The following is a 17,205-nucleotide window of genomic DNA, read 5'->3' as shown; positions in this document are numbered from 1 at the left end:
TAAACAACCGTGGAGGCCGTCCGGCGTCCACGGTACTTCAGGGCTCGGCCGCCACGATTGGATGGTGGCGGCGAACGGAAGGCAAAACACATGATCCAGAAAAACTGGCAGGAACTGATCAAGCCGAACAAGGTGGAATTCACCTCCTCTGGCCGCACCAAGGCAAGCCTTGTTGCCGAGCCGCTGGAGCGTGGCTTCGGCCTGACGCTCGGCAACGCGCTGCGTCGCGTGCTCCTGTCGTCGCTGCGCGGTGCGGCTGTTACCGCCGTGCAGATCGACGGCGTCCTGCACGAGTTCTCCTCCATCCCGGGCGTCCGGGAAGATGTGACGGACATCGTGCTCAACATCAAGGAAATCGCCATCAAGATGGACGGCGATGATTCCAAGCGCATGGTCGTGCGCAAGCAGGGCCCGGGCGTCGTGACGGCTGGTGACATCCAGACGGTCGGCGACATCGAGATCCTGAACCCCGACCACGTGATCTGCACCCTCGACGAGGGCGCGGAAATCCGCATGGAGTTCACGGTCAACAACGGCAAGGGCTATGTCCCGGCCGATCGCAACCGCTCCGAAGACGCACCGATCGGCCTCATCCCGGTCGACAGCCTCTACTCGCCGGTCAAGAAAGTGTCCTACAAGGTGGAAAACACCCGTGAAGGCCAGGTTCTCGACTACGACAAGCTGACGATGACCATCGAAACCGACGGTTCCGTCACGGGCGAAGACGCGATCGCGTTCGCGGCCCGCATTCTCCAGGACCAGCTCTCGGTCTTCGTCAACTTCGACGAGCCGCAGAAGGAAGCCGAGGAAGAATCGGTCACCGAACTGGCGTTCAACCCGGCGCTCCTCAAGAAGGTCGACGAACTGGAACTTTCCGTCCGTTCGGCGAACTGCCTGAAGAACGACAACATCGTCTATATCGGCGATCTCATTCAGAAGACCGAAGCCGAAATGCTTCGCACTCCGAATTTTGGTCGCAAGTCGCTCAACGAGATCAAGGAAGTTCTCGCTTCCATGGGCCTGCACCTCGGCATGGAAGTGCCCGCATGGCCGCCGGAGAACATCGAAGATCTCGCCAAGCGCTACGAAGACCAATACTAAGGCCGCGCGCGCCCTTCGGGGCGCGTACAGCTGGCCTTAGCATCTATGAACTGCGCATGTGCTTTGTCCCGTAAGGCGGGACGCACAAGCGCTACCATCAAACGGCAGGCCACCTGCCTGCATGTGAAGGAGAACCGAGATGCGCCACCAGAATTCGGGTCGCAAACTCAACCGTACCGCCAGCCACCGCAAGGCGATGTTCGCCAACATGGCTGCTTCGCTCATCCTGCATGAGCAGATCGTCACCACCCTGCCGAAGGCGAAGGAAATCCGTCCGATCGTCGAGAAGCTCGTCACCCTCGGCAAGCGCGGCGACCTGCACGCTCGCCGTCAGGCGATCTCGCAGATCCGTGACGTTGCCGTCGTTTCGAAGCTGTTCGACGCGATCGCGACGCGCTACGCCAGCCGCAACGGTGGCTACCTGCGCATCATGAAGGCCGGCTTCCGTCACGGCGACAACGCCCCGCTCGCCGTCATCGAATTCGTTGACCGCGACGTCGACGCCAAGGGCGCCGCCGACAAGGCCCGCGTTGCCGCTGAAGCCGCAGCCGAAGCAGCCTGATACGACAAGCGTTCGTCCTGAACGCCATGAAGCCGGGCGCGCAAGCGTCCGGCTTTTTGCTGTGTGAAAGTCTGGGCATTCCGGAAATGCGTCGCGGCAAGATTTTGGAAACCACGTCCCTAGGCATTCTCTTTAGCCCCGGTGTTTAAGGTTTCAGCGGGTTTTAATCGAGTTTGAGTGATGAGCGAGAATTTCGCATTCCTGCTGCCGGTGGTTCTCACCCTGTTCGGGGTGGCCTTTCTCGTCGTGGGGCGCTTCGGCAACCGTGCGGCGCTCTTCTGGGGCGCGGGTTACATCTGCGCCGCGCTCGGCTTCCTCGCGCCCTTCATGGAAGCGGCCGTGCCTGTCACGGTGGTGGCGATGGTGGCGGATGCCGCCTTCCTCTCCGCCTTCTTCCTCTACAGCCACGCGCTCCTCACGCATTTCGATGCGCCGCGTCGCATGGCGCTGCGGGCAGGCGTCGTCGCCGTCGCCTATGCCTGCACCAGCGTTGCGGTGCTTGTCGCCGGCAGCCTGCGTTTCGAGCTCTTCATCAACGATATCGCCTGCAGCACCCTGCTGCTGATCGCGGTTCTCTCGTCCTGGCGCCGCTCGAGCGCCTGGATCGACCGGGCGCTGTTCGGCGCCGTGATCTTCGTCATGCTGGAAACGACCATCCGCACGGTGGTCTTCTTCATCATGGCCGGCACGCTGGCGATGGATGAATTCATCGGCTCGGCCTATGCCTATATCATGCAGATCACCTCGACGATCGGCGCGCTGGTCATGGCCCTGACGGCGCTCGCTTCCGTCGCGCTGCGCATCGTCGAGCGGCACAGAAAGGCCTCGGAGGAGGACCCACTCACCGGCCTTCTCAATCGTCGCGGTTTCGAGCAGTTCGTCGCCGCCAATGCCCAGCCGGCCCGGGGCGAGGCGGCCATCATCGTCGCCGATATCGACTGGTTCAAGCAGGTCAACGACCGCTTCGGTCATGCCGCCGGAGACGAGGCGATCCGCGAGGTTGCGGCCTTGCTCGGTACGCTCGCCTGGCCGGGGCTTGCCGTCGCCCGGTTCGGCGGCGAGGAGTTCATCGCCTATCTGCCGAACTGCCGCCTGCAGGACGCCCATACGCTGGCGAACACGGTGCGCATCGCGCTTTCCGAACGGGACTTCAGCCACATCGGCATCGACCGCGCCATCACCGCCAGCTTCGGCGTCGCCGTCACGGCGGCCGGCGATCATACGATCCACGACGCGATCAGCCGCGCCGACCGACTGCTCTATCTTGCCAAGAGCAGCGGCCGCAACCGCGTGGTCAGCAGCGCCGCCGACGCGCCGGCGCAGTCCGGTCCGAAATTCTTCGTGGTGTAAGGGCGCACCTCGCACCGGACCGTACCCCCCGAAATGCCATCCGGGACGCAATCACGCGCCACGCGCTTTACGCACGGGATCGAAGCGCTGTATCCGGAGACCATGATGACCATCCGATCTTCCCGCCCAGACGAGGGCACCCGCATCATCGAAATTTGGCGCGGTGCGGTCGACGCTACGCATCACTTTCTGACGCCTGAGGATCGCCTCGCCATCGATGACCTGGTGTGCGGTTTCCTTCCGCAGGCTCCGCTCTGGCTGGCCGTCGATGAAAATGACCACCCGCTGGCCTTCATGCTGATCGATGACGGGCACATGGAGGCGCTCTTCGTCGATCCCGCCTGCCGCGGAACGGGACTTGGTGCTGCCCTTGTGCAGCATGGCCTCGCGCTTCATCCCAAAATGACGACCGATGTCAACGAGCAGAATGAACAGGCCGTTCGCTTCTATGAGCGAATGGGATTCAGGCGGACAGGCCGTTCGCCGATCGACGGACAGGGCAGGCCCTATCCCCTCATTCACCTGGAATATGCGAGCTGATCGGTCGCCCCGGCCGGCAAGCCCGGCAGCGTCATTGCGCTGAAATTCAGGGGCTCCCAGCCTGAGCGGAGCGCACCTGGCCACCGCGCAGGCCCGCGCCCTCGGGCTTCCTGCGTTTGCCGCCGCGAAGCGTCGGGCGAATGAGGCGATAGCCGAGAAGCAGGGCGACGAGGACGATATAGGTCCACGGCTCCAGCCCGACGACCTTGACCGACATGGCGAAATGCAAGGCCCCGGCGGCGGCGATGACATAGACCAGCCGATGCAGTTTCACCCAGCGCGGCCCGAGCCGGCGGATCGACCAGTTGTTGGAGGTCAGCGCCAGCGGGATCAGCATCAGAAAGGCGGCCATGCCGATGGTGATGAAGGGGCGCTTGGCGATGTCGGCGAGAATGGCCGGGAAATTCAGGTACTGGTCGAGCACCATATAGGTCGTGAAGTGCATCAGCACGTACCAGAAGGCCAGCAGCCCGAGCGCACGGCGATAGCGGATCCAGTTGATGCCGAGGAGATCGCGCAGCGGTGTGATCGAAAGCGTCGCGATGAGGAAACGCAGCGCCCAGAGACCGAGGAGATGTTCGAACTCCTTGACCGGATTGCCGGGCAGCCGGCCCGTCGCGCCGAGCCAGAAGCCATAGGCGGCCGGCAGCAGGCCGGCGGCATAGAGCAGCCAGATCGACGCCGCATGGTATTTGCGGGGCAGGGCGGGCAAGGCGGCCATCAGTAGTTCGCCCGAAGATCCAGGCCGGCATAGAGGCCGGCAACCTCTTCGCCATAGCCGTTGAAGGGCAGGGTCGGCCGGCGGTTGGCGCCGAAGAAGCCGCCTTCGCCGATGCGGTTCTCGCTCGCCTGGCTCCAGCGTGGATGGTCGACCTCCGGGTTCACATTGGCATAGAAGCCATATTCGCTCGGGGCGGAGAGGTTCCAGGTCGAGGGCGGCTGCTTGTCGGTGAGCGTGATCTTCACGATCGACTTGATGCCCTTGAAGCCGTATTTCCAGGGAACGACGAGCCGGATGGGCGCGCCGTTCTGGTTCGGCAGCGTCTTGCCGTAGACGCCGACCGACAGGATCGTCAGCGGATGGCGCGCCTCGTCGAGCCTGAGGCCTTCGACATAGGGCCAGGGCAGCGACTGGAAATAGCCGCCTTGGCCCGGCATTTCCTCCGGCCGCACCACCGTCTCGAAGGCGACGTATTTGGCATCGCCCAGGGGCTCGACCTTGTCGAGCAGCGCGGCGAGCGGAAAGCCGACCCAGGGAATGACCATCGACCAGGCCTCGACGCAGCGCATGCGGTAGACCCGATCCTCGAGCGGCATGGCCAGCAGCTCTTCCAGCCCGAATTCCTTCGGTTTGCCGACGAGGCCGTCGACTTTCACCGTCCAGGGCGTCGGCTTGAACTTTTCCGAATTGGCGAGCGGATCGCCCTTGCCCATGCCGAACTCATAGAAATTGTTGTAGCTGGTCACGTCCTTTTCCGGCGTCAGCGCCTCGTCGACCGTATAGGCGCTTTTCGATGCCTTGAGCGCTTCGGCGAGGGCGGGCGTTCCGGCCGCGACGAGCGCGCCGCCGGCGGCGGCCGCAAGGAACGAACGGCGATTGAGGAAACAGGGCTCCGGCGTGATCTCGGAGGCGGGAATGCGGGGCGGACGGTAGAGGGACATGGCGGGGCTCGATCTGTTCGTTGCGTGCCTGATACCTACGTAACGAAGGCCTGTGTTGTTTCAACGGCCGCAAAAGAAATGCGGCAACCACTTTTTCGTGCGCGCGGCGTGAGCTTTCGCGAAGCGAAGGTTCGGCGCGGTTTGCCTTTTTTCCTGCGAAATCCTATCTGAACGTGAGGCGGAAACGAAGGAGACTCGTCCATGCTGAATGCCCGCATCCTGCTTGCCGCCCCGGTTCTCGTGGCGCTGGCGCTTTCACCCGCCAAGGCCGAGGAGCGCACCGTGCCGCAATCGCGCACGGAAATGCAGCTCTCTTTTGCGCCGCTCGTCAAGCAGGTCGAGAACGCCGTCGTCAATGTCTATGCCGAGCGCGTCGTCGAGCGCCGCTCGATCTTCAACGGCGATCCCTTCTTCGAGGAATTCTTCGGCCAGCGCATGCCGAACCGCAGCGAGAAACAGTCTTCGCTCGGCTCGGGCGTGATCGTCGGCACCAAGGGCATCGTGGTGACGAACAACCACGTCATCGATGGCGCGAGCGACATCAAGGTGGCGCTGGCGGATGGCCGCGAATATGAAAGCACCGTGGTGCTGAAGGACGAGCGCGTCGACCTTGCCGTACTGAAGATCAAGTCGGATGCCGATTTCACGGCGCTGCCGCTCGGCGACAGCGACGCCGTGCAGGTGGGCGATCTCGTGCTGGCCATCGGCAACCCATTCGGCGTCGGCCAGACGGTGACGAGCGGCATCGTCTCGGCGCTGGCGCGCAACCAGGTGCGCTCCGGCGACTTCGGCTTCTTCATCCAGACGGACGCCTCGATCAATCCCGGCAATTCCGGCGGCGGCCTCATCAACATGAACGGCGAGCTGATCGGCATCAACACCGCCATCTTCTCGCGCGGCGGCGGCTCCAACGGCGTCGGCTTCGCCATTCCCGCCAATCTGGTGAAGACCTTCGTCGCCAGCGCCGAGAACGGCAGCGCCAGCTTCGACCGTCCCTTCGTCGGCGCCACCTTCGACGCCGTGACCTCGGAAGTCGCCGAGGCGCTCGGCCTCGACCGCGCCCGCGGCGCGCTGATCTCGCGCGTCCAGCCCGGCAGCCCGGCGGAAAAGGCCGGCATGAAGCCGGGGCAGGTCGTCACCGCCGTCAACGGCATTCCGGTCGAGCATCCCGATGCGCTCGGCTATCGCCTCACCACCGTCGGCATCGGCGGCACAGCACGCATCAGCGTGATCGCCGAGGGCAAGGCGCAGGACCTGACGCTCTCCCTCGACCGTGCGCCCGAGACGACGCCGCGCGACGAACGGCTGATCGAGGGTCGCAATCCCTTCTCCGGCGCGGTCGTCGCCAATCTTTCGCCGCGCGTCGCCGAGGAGCTGCGCATGCCGACGAACCAGACGACGACGGGCGTCGTGGTGACCGAGGTCAATCGCGGTTCGCCCGCCGCGCGCATCGGACTCCAGCCGCGCGACATCGTCATCGAACTCAACGGCACGGCGGTCACCACCACCGAAACGCTTGCCACGCTCGTCGGCGAGGACCCGTCCATCTGGCGCGTCGAGATCGAGCGTGACGGCCAGCGCATCCGCCAGTTCTTCCGATGAGCGATCTCTTCGCCCCGCGTGAACCGGAGGAGATGGCGGCGAAGCGGCCCCTGGCCGACCGCCTGCGCCCCCGCACGCTGGGCGAAGTTTCCGGCCAGGAGCACCTGACCGGACCGGACGGCGTGCTTTCGCGCATGATCGAGGCGGGCTCGCTCGGCTCGATGATCTTCTGGGGGCCGCCCGGCACCGGCAAGACCACGGTGGCGCGCCTGCTATCCGGCGAGACGGGGCTGGCCTTCGAGCAGATCTCCGCGATCTTCTCCGGCGTCGCCGATCTCAAGAAGGTCTTCGAGAGCGCCCGCCAGCGCCGCATGGGCGGCCGGCAGACCTTGCTCTTCGTCGACGAGATCCACCGCTTTAACCGCGCCCAGCAGGACAGTTTCCTGCCCGTCATGGAAGACGGCACCATCGTGCTCGTCGGCGCGACGACGGAAAACCCGTCCTTCGAACTCAACGCCGCTCTTCTCTCCCGCGCCCGCGTGCTGACCTTCAAGCCGCATGACGAGGAGAGCCTGGAAGAGCTTTTGCAACGCGCCGAGGCGGCGGAGGAAAAACCGCTGCCGCTCGATGCCGATGCCCGCGCCACGCTGCTGCGCATGGCCGACGGCGACGGGCGGGCGGTGCTGACGCTGGCGGAGGAGGTGTGGCGCGCCGCGCGCGCCGGCGAGACCTTCGGGCCCGACGATCTCGTGCGCATCGTCCAGCGCCGCGCGCCGATCTACGACAAGTCGCAGGACGGTCACTACAATCTCATCTCCGCCCTGCACAAGGCGGTGCGCGGCTCCGATCCCGATGCCGCGCTCTACTATCTCACCCGCATGCTGGATGCCGGCGAGGACCCGCTGTTCCTGTGCCGGCGCATGGTGCGCATGGCGGTGGAGGATATCGGCCTTGCCGATCCGCAGGCGCTCACCGTCTGCAATGCGGCCAAGGACGCCTATGATTTTCTCGGCTCGCCGGAGGGGGAACTGGCGCTGGCGCAGGCCTGCGTCTATCTCGCGACCGCGCCGAAATCCAACGCCGTCTACACCGCCTACAAGGCGGCGATGCGCGCGGCCAAGGAGCACGGCTCGCTGCCGCCGCCCAAGCACATCCTCAATGCGCCGACCAAGCTGATGAAGGGCGAAGGCTACGGCGAGGGCTACCGCTACGACCACGACGAACCGGACGCCTTTTCCGGCCAGGACTATTTCCCGGAAAAGATGGGTCGCCGCACCTTCTACGACCCGCCGGAACGCGGCTTCGAACGCGAGCTGCGCAAGCGGCTGGAGTGGTGGTCGAAGCTGCGGCGGGAGCGGGGCTGAGCATTTCCAGCCGAAGCGCAGCTTCGGCGTCGGACAATGCGACAAGACAAGAGCCTGGAGAGTATTTCCAGCCGGAGCGGCAGCTTTGGCGGCAGTTCGCCGAACCAGCCTAAGCCGCGCTGAAGCGCTGCGTCGGCTTCTGCGGCGCCACCGGCACGACCTTGATCGAGGACTGCGCCTTGCCGGGGTGGCCTTCCATGTCGACCACCACATGCCAATGGCCGTTGTCCGGCACCTTCAGCCGGATCGGCGACTGCTTGGCCACGCCGCCGAGGAACTTGTGCTGGCGGGCATTCTTGAAGAGATCGAAATTGGCATGGCTCATCAGCCGCACATTGGCGACGGCCGAAAGCGTGATCTCGACCACCGTTCCGGCGCGCTGCATGTCGAGGTCGTAATGCGTATAGGAGAAGCTGTGTGCCATTGTCTGCCCGGGATGTATCTGGTTTTGCGCTAATATTCGCACGCGCCGGTTAACGTTCCCTTCCGCCGGCGGGACAATCGCGTTGCCGCAATAGCAAAAGCATTTCAACGCATTGGGCGGGAATCCGGAATCAAACCGGCAGGCACTTGAATCGTTTTTTCAAAAGCATGAAGCCCGGATGCATGGGGCGCATCCGGGCTTCATCGCGTCCGTGAGGCCGCCTGCCGCAGGCACCGCGCCGGATCGACCCAAGACCCGGGGCACCATGATGCGGCAGACGCGGACGCGTCCTGTTCACCGGCTGGCCGGTGGTTCGTATCCAGTGATCGAACTGTCGCATGGAGCGGGGCGGCGCGCTGTTCCCTGCGGAACAGGCGGGAATGGCTCAGAGCGTTTCCGTCCAGGCCTGCACCGTCTTTGCCATGGTGGCGAGGTGATCGGCGGCGGAGAAGCCGGAAACACTCTTGCGCGGCTTCAGATCGTGGTCGCCGTCCTCCAGCCAGAGAAGGCGGATGCGCTCCGGCAGGCCGTAGCCCGGCACCTCGTCCTTCGTGCCGAAGGGATCGCGCGTGCCCTGGCAGATCAGCGTCGGCACCGTCAGCGTCATCAGATGGGCGGTGCGCAGTTGCTTGGGCTTTTCCGGCGGGTGGAATGGATAACCGAGGCAGAGCAGGCCGGCGATACGGCCCTCGGCGTGAAGATCCTCCGCCACCATGCTGGCGACGCGTCCGCCCATCGACTTGCCGCCGATGACGAGCCTGCCTTTCGCGCCGAGCGCTGCGACGGCGGCGCGGAATTCCGGGTTCAGCGTCTCGGCCTTCGGCGGCGGCCGGCGACTGCCCTGCGTGCGGCGCGCGGCCATGTAGGAAAATTCGAAACGCGCTACGCGCAGGCCCTCGGCCGCGAGCGCGGCGACGGCGGCGTTCATCGCGGCCGAATCCATCGGCGCGCCGCTGCCATGGGCAAGAAGCAAGGTGACGGGCGCATCGTCCGGCCCGGTGAAAAGAAAGGGCGTGCTCATCGTGCCGTCATAGCGCGTCCCGCCGCTGGCCGCCAGACGGCGCCTATTTGGCGTGGTCCTTCTTCACTTCGCCGGGCGCGATGGGGTCGCTGGCCGGAAAAGTCTCTTCCAGCGCTTCCTCCAGATAATCGTCCTGCTCGGCCTTGCGGCTCTTTTCCGTCTGCGCCGCCTGTTCCTTCTTCAGCGAGGCCTTCGGGCTGTTCATGTCTTTCGCCATGGTCGTCTCCCTTGCAATGGTCCCCTTTAGATAGGGTGCGTTTCTGCCGGGACGAGGGCGTCAGCTCTCCGGCAAGGCGAGATCCGCGATAACGGGCAGGTGGTTCGAGCCGAAGGCCGGGCCGACCTGCCGCGCCTTGAGGAAAATGTCCGGCGACACGGCGATATGATCGATCGAGGCGCCGATATAGGCAAGGGCGTCGAGCTTCATCGAGAAGCGCGTGACCGGCTGGAGCCAGCCGCCGGCGGTGGAGGCAAGGCCGGCCTGCCGCAGGAAGCTGCGGAAGAACGGCGACCAGGTGGGCGTGTTCCAGTCGCCCGCGACGATGACGGGCGCCTTTTCCAGATCGCCCTTCACGGCATCGGCCACGGCGGAAAGATAGGCGTTGCGATCGCGCCATTGCCACAGGCGGCGCGGTGTTTCCGGGTGGAAGGCGTAGAGGAAGAGCGGCTTGCCGCCAAGATCGAGCTCGAGCCGCAGCGGCTGCTTGTAGGCATGCTCTTCGGTGAAGGCGCGCTTCAGCTCCGTCTCGGCGCGGATCGGCAGGGTGGAGAAGACCTTGAGGTCGTCCCGCTCGCGGCTTTCCGCGCTGCTCTCATAGGGGTAGAGCCCGGCCGACGAAATCGCCCGGTCCCAGGCCTCCGTCGTTTCCTCCAGCACCACGATATCGGGCTTTTCCCGGCGCAGCAGGTCGATGAAGACGGAAGGGCTTTCCGTATTGTTGACGTAGAGATTGGCGGTCAGCACCTTCAGCCCGGCGCCCGTGGCCGGGGCAGGGCGCGCCGTCGGCACGTCGGCGGCCGGAATGATCGCCACGGCAAGACCGAGTCCGGCAATGACGATCGCCTTCAGCCGCCGCGTCACGACGGCCGCCACCGTCAGGAACAGGCCGGTCGCGACCACATAGGGCCAGGCGAAGGTGAGAAGATCGACCAGCCAGAACCGGTCTGCGGCAAGCACCACGACGCTGACGGCGAAGAGATAGGCAATGACGCCCGGCAGGACGAGGACGCGGTAGGCAAGGGCGATCGGCCCCCGGCGCGGCGCTATCGGCATGACTGCTCCTTTGGATCGCGGGCGTGGGTCAGGTCGATTCCCCGAAGGGAGATTTGCATGTAGCCCGCGCCCGCCGATGCTGCAATGACGTCGCCGCGGTGGCGGGGGTATCGTTCGCCGATCTTGCCCCTTTTAGGCGAAGAGTCCTCTCACCGCGCGTGCTCTGATCCCCGAAAACTGGAGGGACGATGGGTCTCAGGTCAAAAACACTCGCAAATCATTGCAACTTATGAGAGTTTATTGCTGGGCACGGATTGGGGGCAATCAAATGGCGCTGTTCGTTGGCAAGGGAGAGGTCTATCTGCGTGATCCGGCAACCAAGAAGCCGGTCAAGCAGGTGTTATGGGGAGACTGGCTGAATGTCGTCGAAAGCGACGACAAGTGGCACAAGGTCAAATGGGGCGCGAAAGTGTACGCGGTCCGTAAGGAAGACTGCCTGGAAGAAGGCCCACTTGAAGTCGTATTCCTCGATGTCGGGCAGGGGGATGGATCCATCATCACGACCCCCGGAAAGTCGGGGCAGCGACGAACTATCGTGGTCGATGCGGGAAAAGACGACAACGTCTATCGTTTCATCAAGTGGCGCTACGGCAAGTATGCGAAAGAAGTCCATTTCCACGCGGCTGTAGCCACACACAGTGACGAAGACCACTACCGGGGCTTCCAGAAACTTATCGATGAGCCCATGCAGCACTTCGACAAGTTCTACCACAACGGCATTGCGGAGCGTGTGGGCGAAGACGCGCTGGGGCCGACCGATGAAACGGGGCGCTACCTATCGTCCGTAATGGTCACGGACGCCGACATTCGCACGCTCTACGCCGACGACGCTGTTCGAGGGAGCAAAAGGTATCCCAAGCTCATCCATGGCGCGCTGACAAGCGGCAGGGTTGGCGAAGTTGCGATGCTCGGGTCTGAACTCACAGATGGAATGCATGCCCGGCATTGGATGCCGGGATTTTCTCCTGATGACGCCACTGATTTTTCGATCGAAGTTCTCGGGCCATTGCTGGAACGGGACGGAGACGGCGGGGCACGTCTACGTTGGTTTGGCGACAAGATTGGGTCCACCAGCCGGGACGTTGGCAAAACCAAGAATGGGCATTCAGTCATTCTGCGGATCAGCCACCGAGATTTCACACTCGTCCTTGGCGGCGACCTTAACAGGCCGGCAGAAGACTTTCTCTTGCGCGCCTACGGTGGCATCTCCGAAGACCAGCCGCTCTCCGACGCATTGAATCAGGCGAAGACCCGTTTGCGATCAGACGTCCTGAAATGTTGCCACCATGGTGCGACGGACGTGACTGATGAATTCCTCAATGCCGTCAACCCTTCCGCATTCGTGGTGTCGTCAGGAGACGACGAGAGCTATGTGCATCCACGTCCGGATCTGCTCGGCAGGCTTGGCCGGGCAGGGCGAGGGGCCGCTCCCCTGATCTTGTGCACAGAAATCCTGCGCTCAACTCGCGAGTCCGAAGCCGCAAGTCTCCTGAGGACGGTCAATACTCAGAGCGCCATCATTGAAAAGCCGGGCACCCCAACGGACAAAATAAAGGAAGCAAGGACAAAACGAGACGCTGCCCTGAAGACGTTGGCGAAGAGAAATGTCGAGGTCTACGGCGCGATCAACGTGCGCACCGACGGCCGGGACATGGCGATCGCCTTCCTGAAGGAGCGCGCCGTCACCGAGCGCTGGCAGGTCTACTGGTACAAACACAACGAGACCCATGGCTTCGTGCCGGAGGATCGTTGAATATTTCTTCCGCATTTTCCTGCGAAATTCATAGGGTTGACGGAGGGCCGGACACAGGCTGCTCTTGAGGCTATCCGCAAGATTGGCAACCTCTCGAACCGCCGAGCCTACGACTTCGACGATGATGACGCGAAAAAGATCGTAAAGGCGAAATGCGGCGCTCGACGCTTTCTGTCGAAGGCTGGCGCAAGGGTTTGAGGTTGCTTGCCGCCCCTCAAGGCAGAGGTCGTGGAGAGGTTCGCCGGGCCGTCTCCCGCGCGAATGCACTGGCCCAAACGCAAAGAAGCCCGGGATTGCTCCCGGGCTTCGTCATGGTTTCCCTAGACGGAAAGCCTCAGCTGCAGCCGCTCGTGGCGCCGCAGGTGTCGCACTTCTCGCAGGTGCCGTTGCGCACCATGGTGAAGTTCTGGCACTCCGAGCACATGTTGCCGGTATAGCCCTGGGCGATGGAGCGCATGCGGCGTTCGTTCTCCAGCTTCTTGGCGTCGGCCTTGGCGCTGGCGGCTTCGGCGGCGGCCTTGTCGGAGAAGAGGGCGGTGACGCTTTCGGTCACTTCCTCGGCGGCATCGTCTTCCATCTCCTCGGCCAGTTCCGCGGCGCGCTCCTCGTAGTCGCGCTTGAAGGCGACGATTTCGGAGGTGGCGGCGGCGGTGGCCGGCTCCAGCTTGCGGGCGGCGTTGCCGGCAAATGCCGTCACGTTGCCGCCGGACGAGGCCTTGGCGGGCGCGGCCGTGGCGGCGCCCTTCGGTTCGCCGAGCGCGCGGTCGGACTGGCCGCCCTGGACGAGCGTCGGCTTGTGGCCGCGCGTCCAGCCGGTCGAGATCAGGTTCGTCTTGCCTTCCTGGATGCCCTTGCCGAGCGCCGTGTTGCCGAAGTCGGAGGTGTCGACATGGGCAAGGTCATGGCGGCCGAGATAGGAAACGGCCAGTTCGCGGAAGACGTAGTCGAGGATCGACGTCGCGTTCTTGATGGCATCGTTGCCGATAACCATGCCGGCCGGCTCGAACTTGGTGAAGGTGAAGGCCTCCACATATTCTTCGAGCGGCACGCCGTACTGCAGGCCCAGCGAGATGGCGATGGCGAAGTTGTTCATCATCGCACGGAAGGCGGCGCCTTCCTTGTGCATGTCGATGAAGATTTCGCCGAGACGGCCGTCGCCGAATTCGCCGGTGCGCAGATACACCTTGTGCCCACCGATGACGGCCTTCTGGGTGTAGCCCTGGCGGCGGTTCGGCAGCTTCTCGCGGTCACGCACCAGACGCTCGACGATCTTCTCGACGATCTTTTCCGTGACCTGCACGGCCTGGGCGGCGGCGGGGGCCGCGACCAGCGCCTCGATGGCATCGTCCTCGTCGTCCGCATCCTCGATCAGCGCGGAATTGAGCGGCTGCGAGAGCTTGGAGCCGTCGCGGTAGAGGGCGTTGGCCTTCAGCGCGAGCTTCCAGGAGAGCATGTAGGCGTTCTTGCAGTCCTCGACGGTCGCCTCGTTCGGCATGTTGATCGTCTTGGAGATGGCGCCCGAGATGAACGGCTGGGCGGCCGCCATCATGCGGATGTGGCTTTCGACCGAGAGATAGCGCTTGCCGATCTTGCCGCACGGATTGGCGCAATCGAAGACAGGCAGGTGCTCCTTCTTGAGGAAGGGCGCGCCTTCGAGCGTCATGGCGCCGCAGACGTGGATGTTGGCGGCCTCGATGTCCTTCTTCGAGAAGCCGATATGCTCCAGGAGGTTGAAGGACATGTCGGAGAGCTGCTCGTCGGAGACCTTCAGCGTTTCCTTCAGGAAGTCGGCGCCGAGCGTCCACTGGTTGAAGGCGAACTTGATGTCGAAGGCGGACTTCAGGCCCGAATTGACGGCTTCGATCTTCTCGTCGGAGAAGCCCTTGGCCTTCAGCGAACCGGGATTGATGCCCGGCGCCTGGTTCATGTTGCCATGGCCGACGGCATAGGCCTCGATCTCGGCGATCTGGGCTTCCGAATAGCCGAGCGTGCGCAGCGCGTCCGGCACGGCGCGGTTGATGATCTTGAAGTAGCCGCCGCCGGCGAGCTTCTTGAACTTCACCAGGGCGAAGTCGGGCTCGATGCCGGTCGTGTCGCAGTCCATGACGAGGCCGATCGTGCCGGTGGGCGCGATGACGGTGGTCTGGGCGTTGCGGTAGCCGTGCTTCTCGCCGAGTTCGACCGCCTTGTCCCAGGCCGCGACGGCATGGGCGACAAGCGCCTCGTCCGAGCAATCGGCATGGATGAGCGCGACCGGGTTGACCGAGAGGCCTTCATAGCCGCCGGCTTCGCCATAGGCGGCGCGGCGATGGTTGCGCATGACGCGCAGCATGTTCTCGCGGTTGGGGGCGAAGTTCGGGAAGGGGCCGAGTTCGCCGGCCATTTCGGCCGAGGTGGCGTAGGCGACGCCCGTCATGATGGCGGTCAGCGCGCCGGCGATGGCGCGGCCTTCGGCCGAGTCGTACGGAATGCCCGAGGACATCAGCAGGCCGCCGATATTGGCATAGCCGAGGCCGAGCGTGCGGTATTCGTAGGAGAGTTCGGCGATCTGGCGCGAGGGGAACTGCGCCATCATCACGGAGACTTCGAGCACGATGGTCCACAGACGCACGGCGTGTTCGTAGTCGGCGATGTTGATCTTCTTCGTCGCCGCATCCTTGAACTGCAGCAGGTTCAGCGAGGCGAGGTTGCAGGCCGTGTCGTCGAGGAACATGTATTCCGAGCACGGGTTGGACGCGCGGATCGGGCCGGCGGCCGGGCAGGTGTGCCAGTCGTTCATCGTCGTGTTGAAGTGCAGGCCCGGATCGGCCGAGGCCCAGGCGGCGTAGGAGATCGATTCCCACAGGTCCCGCGCCTTCAGCGTCTTCATGACCCGGCCGTCCTTGCGGGCGGTCAGGTTCCAGTCGCCATCAGCCTCGACGGCGCGCAGGAAGTCGTCCTTCAGCGAGACGGAGTTGTTGGAGTTCTGGCCGGAGACGGTGAGATAGGCTTCCGAATCCCAGTCCGTGTCATAGGTCTTGAACTGGATGTCCTTGTAGCCCTGCTTGGCGAACTGGATGACGCGCTTGATGTAGCTTTCCGGAACCTGGTCCTTCTTGGCGGCGCGGATCTCGCGCTTGAGGGCCGGGTTTTCGGCCGGATCGAAGCAGGCGTCGTTGTCGGCCGAGCAGTTCACGCAGGCCTTCATGATGGCCTTGAGGTGACGGGCGACGATCTTCGAGCCGGTGACGAGGGCCGCCACCTTCTGCTCTTCCTTGACCTTCCAGTTGATGTATTCCTCGATATCCGGATGGTCGATGTCGACCACCACCATCTTGGCGGCGCGGCGCGTCGTGCCGCCCGACTTGATGGCGCCGGCGGCGCGGTCGCCGATCTTCAGGAAGCTCATGAGGCCGGAGGACCGGCCGCCGCCCGAAAGCTTTTCGCCTTCGCCGCGCAGATGCGAGAAGTTGGAGCCGGTGCCGGAGCCGTACTTGAAGAGGCGCGCTTCACGCACCCACAGGTCCATGATGCCGTTCTCGTTGACGAGATCGTCTTCCACGGACTGGATGAAGCAGGCGTGCGGCTGGGGATGTTCGTAGGCCGACTTGGACTTGGTCAGCTTGCCGGTGAAGGGGTCGACATAGAAATGGCCCTGGCCGGGGCCGTCGATGCCATAGGCCCAGTGCAGGCCGGTGTTGAACCACTGCGGCGAGTTCGGGGCGACGCGCTGGGTGGCGAGCATATAGGCAAGTTCGTCCTTGAAGGCGGCAGCGTCTTCTTCGGAGGCGAAATACTTGCCCTTCCAGCCCCAGTAGGTCCAGGTGCCGGCGAGACGGTCGAAGACCTGGCGCGCATCGGTTTCCGAGCCGAAGTGCTCACCCTCGGGGAGCGCCTTCAGGGCTTCGGTGTCCGGCACGGAGCGCCACAGGAAGGAGGGAACGTCGTTCTCCTCGACCTTCTTCAGGCGCGCGGGAACGCCGGCCTTGCGGAAATACTTCTGGGCGAGAATGTCGGCGGCGACCTGCGAGAACTGTGCAGGCACGTCGATATCGGCGAGACGGAAGACGATGGAGCCGTCCGGATTCTTGATCTCGCTCGTGGCCTTGCGGAATTCGATTTCCGCATAGGCCGACTGGCCGGGTTTGGTGAAACGACGTTCTATGCGCATTTCCGTTGTCCTCTGCTGCCGCATCCTGCCTTTAAAACAGGGCGCAATTATCCCCGTCCGGCCGCAAGCCTGCAGCCAGCCCAAATCGTCCAGTCCGTGCGGGAAGCCCGATCGATCTCGGGCTCCTGTATCTTGTGCTGAGTATGGCTGCAAACACTAAATATAGTATCAACAGGTTCTTTTTTCCAGACCCAGTGGCTGCATGGGCGCATCTGGAAATCGGGCGCAAGAGCACCCGTGCGGCGAGCGGATCATCCACCCGGCCACATGCGTATGGGAACGCGATTTCGTGATGAGAACCGACCTCGTAACAATACGGTCCAGTCGCCGCCGCAACTTGGTTTTCATTAACCTCATCTGCCCGATTCCCGTCAAGGGCTGGTTTGTGAAGGAAGTTTGAAGTCTATATGTTGTGCCTGCCTGCTGTGGAAAATGGGGACAGTCCCCAAGTGCTGAAAAATCA

14 protein-coding genes are annotated in these 17,205 nt (G+C 63.8%); 7 read left to right on the top strand and 7 right to left on the bottom strand.

Going from position 1 to position 17,205, the window contains the following annotated elements:
- The first annotated feature begins 90 nt into the window (after positions 1-90).
- The 4 genes from V8U06_RS04120 (at position 91) to V8U06_RS04105 (ending at position 3,553) form a co-directional block, all read left to right on the top strand.
- Positions 91-1,101, top strand: a complete 1,011-nt coding sequence (locus tag V8U06_RS04120) for a DNA-directed RNA polymerase subunit alpha (protein ID WP_119258414.1) — start codon at positions 91-93, stop codon at positions 1,099-1,101.
- Between the two features lie 139 nt (positions 1,102-1,240).
- Entirely contained in the window at positions 1,241-1,663 is a 423-nt protein-coding gene (rplQ, locus tag V8U06_RS04115; RefSeq protein ID WP_226919368.1) for a 50S ribosomal protein L17, read from the top strand.
- 180 nt (positions 1,664-1,843) lie between these two features.
- Positions 1,844-3,013: a GGDEF domain-containing protein gene (locus tag V8U06_RS04110; protein WP_427139636.1), complete on the top strand. Its 1,170-nt coding sequence runs from the start codon at positions 1,844-1,846 to the stop codon at positions 3,011-3,013.
- Positions 3,014-3,115: 102 nt separating this feature from the next.
- Positions 3,116-3,553: an acetyltransferase gene (locus V8U06_RS04105; protein ID WP_427139635.1), complete on the top strand. Its 438-nt coding sequence runs from the start codon at positions 3,116-3,118 to the stop codon at positions 3,551-3,553.
- 46 nt (positions 3,554-3,599) lie between these two features.
- Here V8U06_RS04105 and msrQ read toward each other — a convergent pair whose 3' ends face one another.
- Positions 3,600-4,274 carry a protein-methionine-sulfoxide reductase heme-binding subunit MsrQ gene (msrQ, locus tag V8U06_RS04100; protein WP_427139634.1) on the bottom strand — a complete coding sequence of 225 codons (675 nt, stop codon included), beginning with the start codon at positions 4,272-4,274 and terminating at the stop codon, positions 3,600-3,602.
- Complete coding sequence (gene msrP, locus V8U06_RS04095) at positions 4,274-5,215, bottom strand: protein-methionine-sulfoxide reductase catalytic subunit MsrP (RefSeq protein ID WP_427139633.1); 942 nt, start codon at positions 5,213-5,215, stop codon at positions 4,274-4,276. Before msrP ends, msrQ begins: the two co-directional genes overlap by 1 nt.
- A gap of 201 nt (positions 5,216-5,416) precedes the next feature.
- Here msrP and V8U06_RS04090 point away from each other — a divergent pair, with 201 nt between their 5' ends.
- Positions 5,417-6,817, top strand: coding sequence for a DegQ family serine endoprotease (locus tag V8U06_RS04090; protein WP_427139632.1), 1,401 nt, complete (start codon positions 5,417-5,419; stop codon positions 6,815-6,817).
- A complete protein-coding gene (locus V8U06_RS04085) occupies positions 6,814-8,121 on the top strand; it encodes a replication-associated recombination protein A (protein WP_226919362.1) in 1,308 nt (435 codons plus the stop codon). Before V8U06_RS04090 ends, V8U06_RS04085 begins: the two co-directional genes overlap by 4 nt.
- Before the next feature lie 109 nt (positions 8,122-8,230).
- Here the strand turns inward: V8U06_RS04085 and V8U06_RS04080 are convergent, their stop codons facing one another.
- From V8U06_RS04080 to V8U06_RS04065, 4 genes are all read right to left on the bottom strand, one after another.
- On the bottom strand, positions 8,231-8,545 hold the full coding sequence (locus tag V8U06_RS04080; RefSeq protein WP_226919361.1) for a DUF1883 domain-containing protein: 315 nt from the start codon (positions 8,543-8,545) through the stop codon (positions 8,231-8,233).
- Positions 8,546-8,930: 385 nt separating this feature from the next.
- A complete protein-coding gene (locus V8U06_RS04075) occupies positions 8,931-9,566 on the bottom strand; it encodes an alpha/beta family hydrolase (protein ID WP_427139631.1) in 636 nt (211 codons plus the stop codon).
- Positions 9,567-9,609: 43 nt separating this feature from the next.
- Positions 9,610-9,783, bottom strand: coding sequence for a hypothetical protein (locus tag V8U06_RS04070; protein WP_427139630.1), 174 nt, complete (start codon positions 9,781-9,783; stop codon positions 9,610-9,612).
- Between the two features lie 60 nt (positions 9,784-9,843).
- Entirely contained in the window at positions 9,844-10,839 is a 996-nt protein-coding gene (locus V8U06_RS04065) for an endonuclease/exonuclease/phosphatase family protein (protein WP_427139629.1), read from the bottom strand.
- A gap of 268 nt (positions 10,840-11,107) precedes the next feature.
- Between V8U06_RS04065 and V8U06_RS04060 the strand changes: the two genes are divergently transcribed.
- Positions 11,108-12,592: a ComEC/Rec2 family competence protein gene (locus V8U06_RS04060; RefSeq protein WP_427139628.1), complete on the top strand. Its 1,485-nt coding sequence runs from the start codon at positions 11,108-11,110 to the stop codon at positions 12,590-12,592.
- A gap of 334 nt (positions 12,593-12,926) precedes the next feature.
- Here the strand turns inward: V8U06_RS04060 and V8U06_RS04055 are convergent, their stop codons facing one another.
- Entirely contained in the window at positions 12,927-16,742 is a 3,816-nt protein-coding gene (locus tag V8U06_RS04055; protein ID WP_427139627.1) for a vitamin B12-dependent ribonucleotide reductase, read from the bottom strand.
- Between the last annotated feature and the right edge of the window lie 463 nt (positions 16,743-17,205).

Source organism: Shinella sp. G-2 (genome assembly GCF_050172695.1).
Lineage (GTDB): Bacteria > Pseudomonadota > Alphaproteobacteria > Rhizobiales > Rhizobiaceae > Shinella.
This window is presented reverse-complemented; position numbering and strand designations above follow the sequence as displayed.

Coding starts and splice junctions, on each gene's coding strand:
- V8U06_RS04120 (WP_119258414.1), top strand. CDS start 91: ATGATCCAGAAAAACTGGCAGGAACTGATCAAGCCGAACAAGGTGGAA.
- rplQ (WP_226919368.1), top strand. CDS start 1,241: ATGCGCCACCAGAATTCGGGTCGCAAACTCAACCGTACCGCCAGCCAC.
- V8U06_RS04110 (WP_427139636.1), top strand. CDS start 1,844: ATGAGCGAGAATTTCGCATTCCTGCTGCCGGTGGTTCTCACCCTGTTC.
- V8U06_RS04105 (WP_427139635.1), top strand. CDS start 3,116: ATGATGACCATCCGATCTTCCCGCCCAGACGAGGGCACCCGCATCATC.
- msrQ (WP_427139634.1), bottom strand. CDS start 4,274: ATGGCCGCCTTGCCCGCCCTGCCCCGCAAATACCATGCGGCGTCGATC.
- msrP (WP_427139633.1), bottom strand. CDS start 5,215: ATGTCCCTCTACCGTCCGCCCCGCATTCCCGCCTCCGAGATCACGCCG.
- V8U06_RS04090 (WP_427139632.1), top strand. CDS start 5,417: ATGCTGAATGCCCGCATCCTGCTTGCCGCCCCGGTTCTCGTGGCGCTG.
- V8U06_RS04085 (WP_226919362.1), top strand. CDS start 6,814: ATGAGCGATCTCTTCGCCCCGCGTGAACCGGAGGAGATGGCGGCGAAG.
- V8U06_RS04080 (WP_226919361.1), bottom strand. CDS start 8,545: ATGGCACACAGCTTCTCCTATACGCATTACGACCTCGACATGCAGCGC.
- V8U06_RS04075 (WP_427139631.1), bottom strand. CDS start 9,566: ATGAGCACGCCCTTTCTTTTCACCGGGCCGGACGATGCGCCCGTCACC.
- V8U06_RS04070 (WP_427139630.1), bottom strand. CDS start 9,783: ATGGCGAAAGACATGAACAGCCCGAAGGCCTCGCTGAAGAAGGAACAG.
- V8U06_RS04065 (WP_427139629.1), bottom strand. CDS start 10,839: ATGCCGATAGCGCCGCGCCGGGGGCCGATCGCCCTTGCCTACCGCGTC.
- V8U06_RS04060 (WP_427139628.1), top strand. CDS start 11,108: ATGGCGCTGTTCGTTGGCAAGGGAGAGGTCTATCTGCGTGATCCGGCA.
- V8U06_RS04055 (WP_427139627.1), bottom strand. CDS start 16,742: ATGCGCATAGAACGTCGTTTCACCAAACCCGGCCAGTCGGCCTATGCG.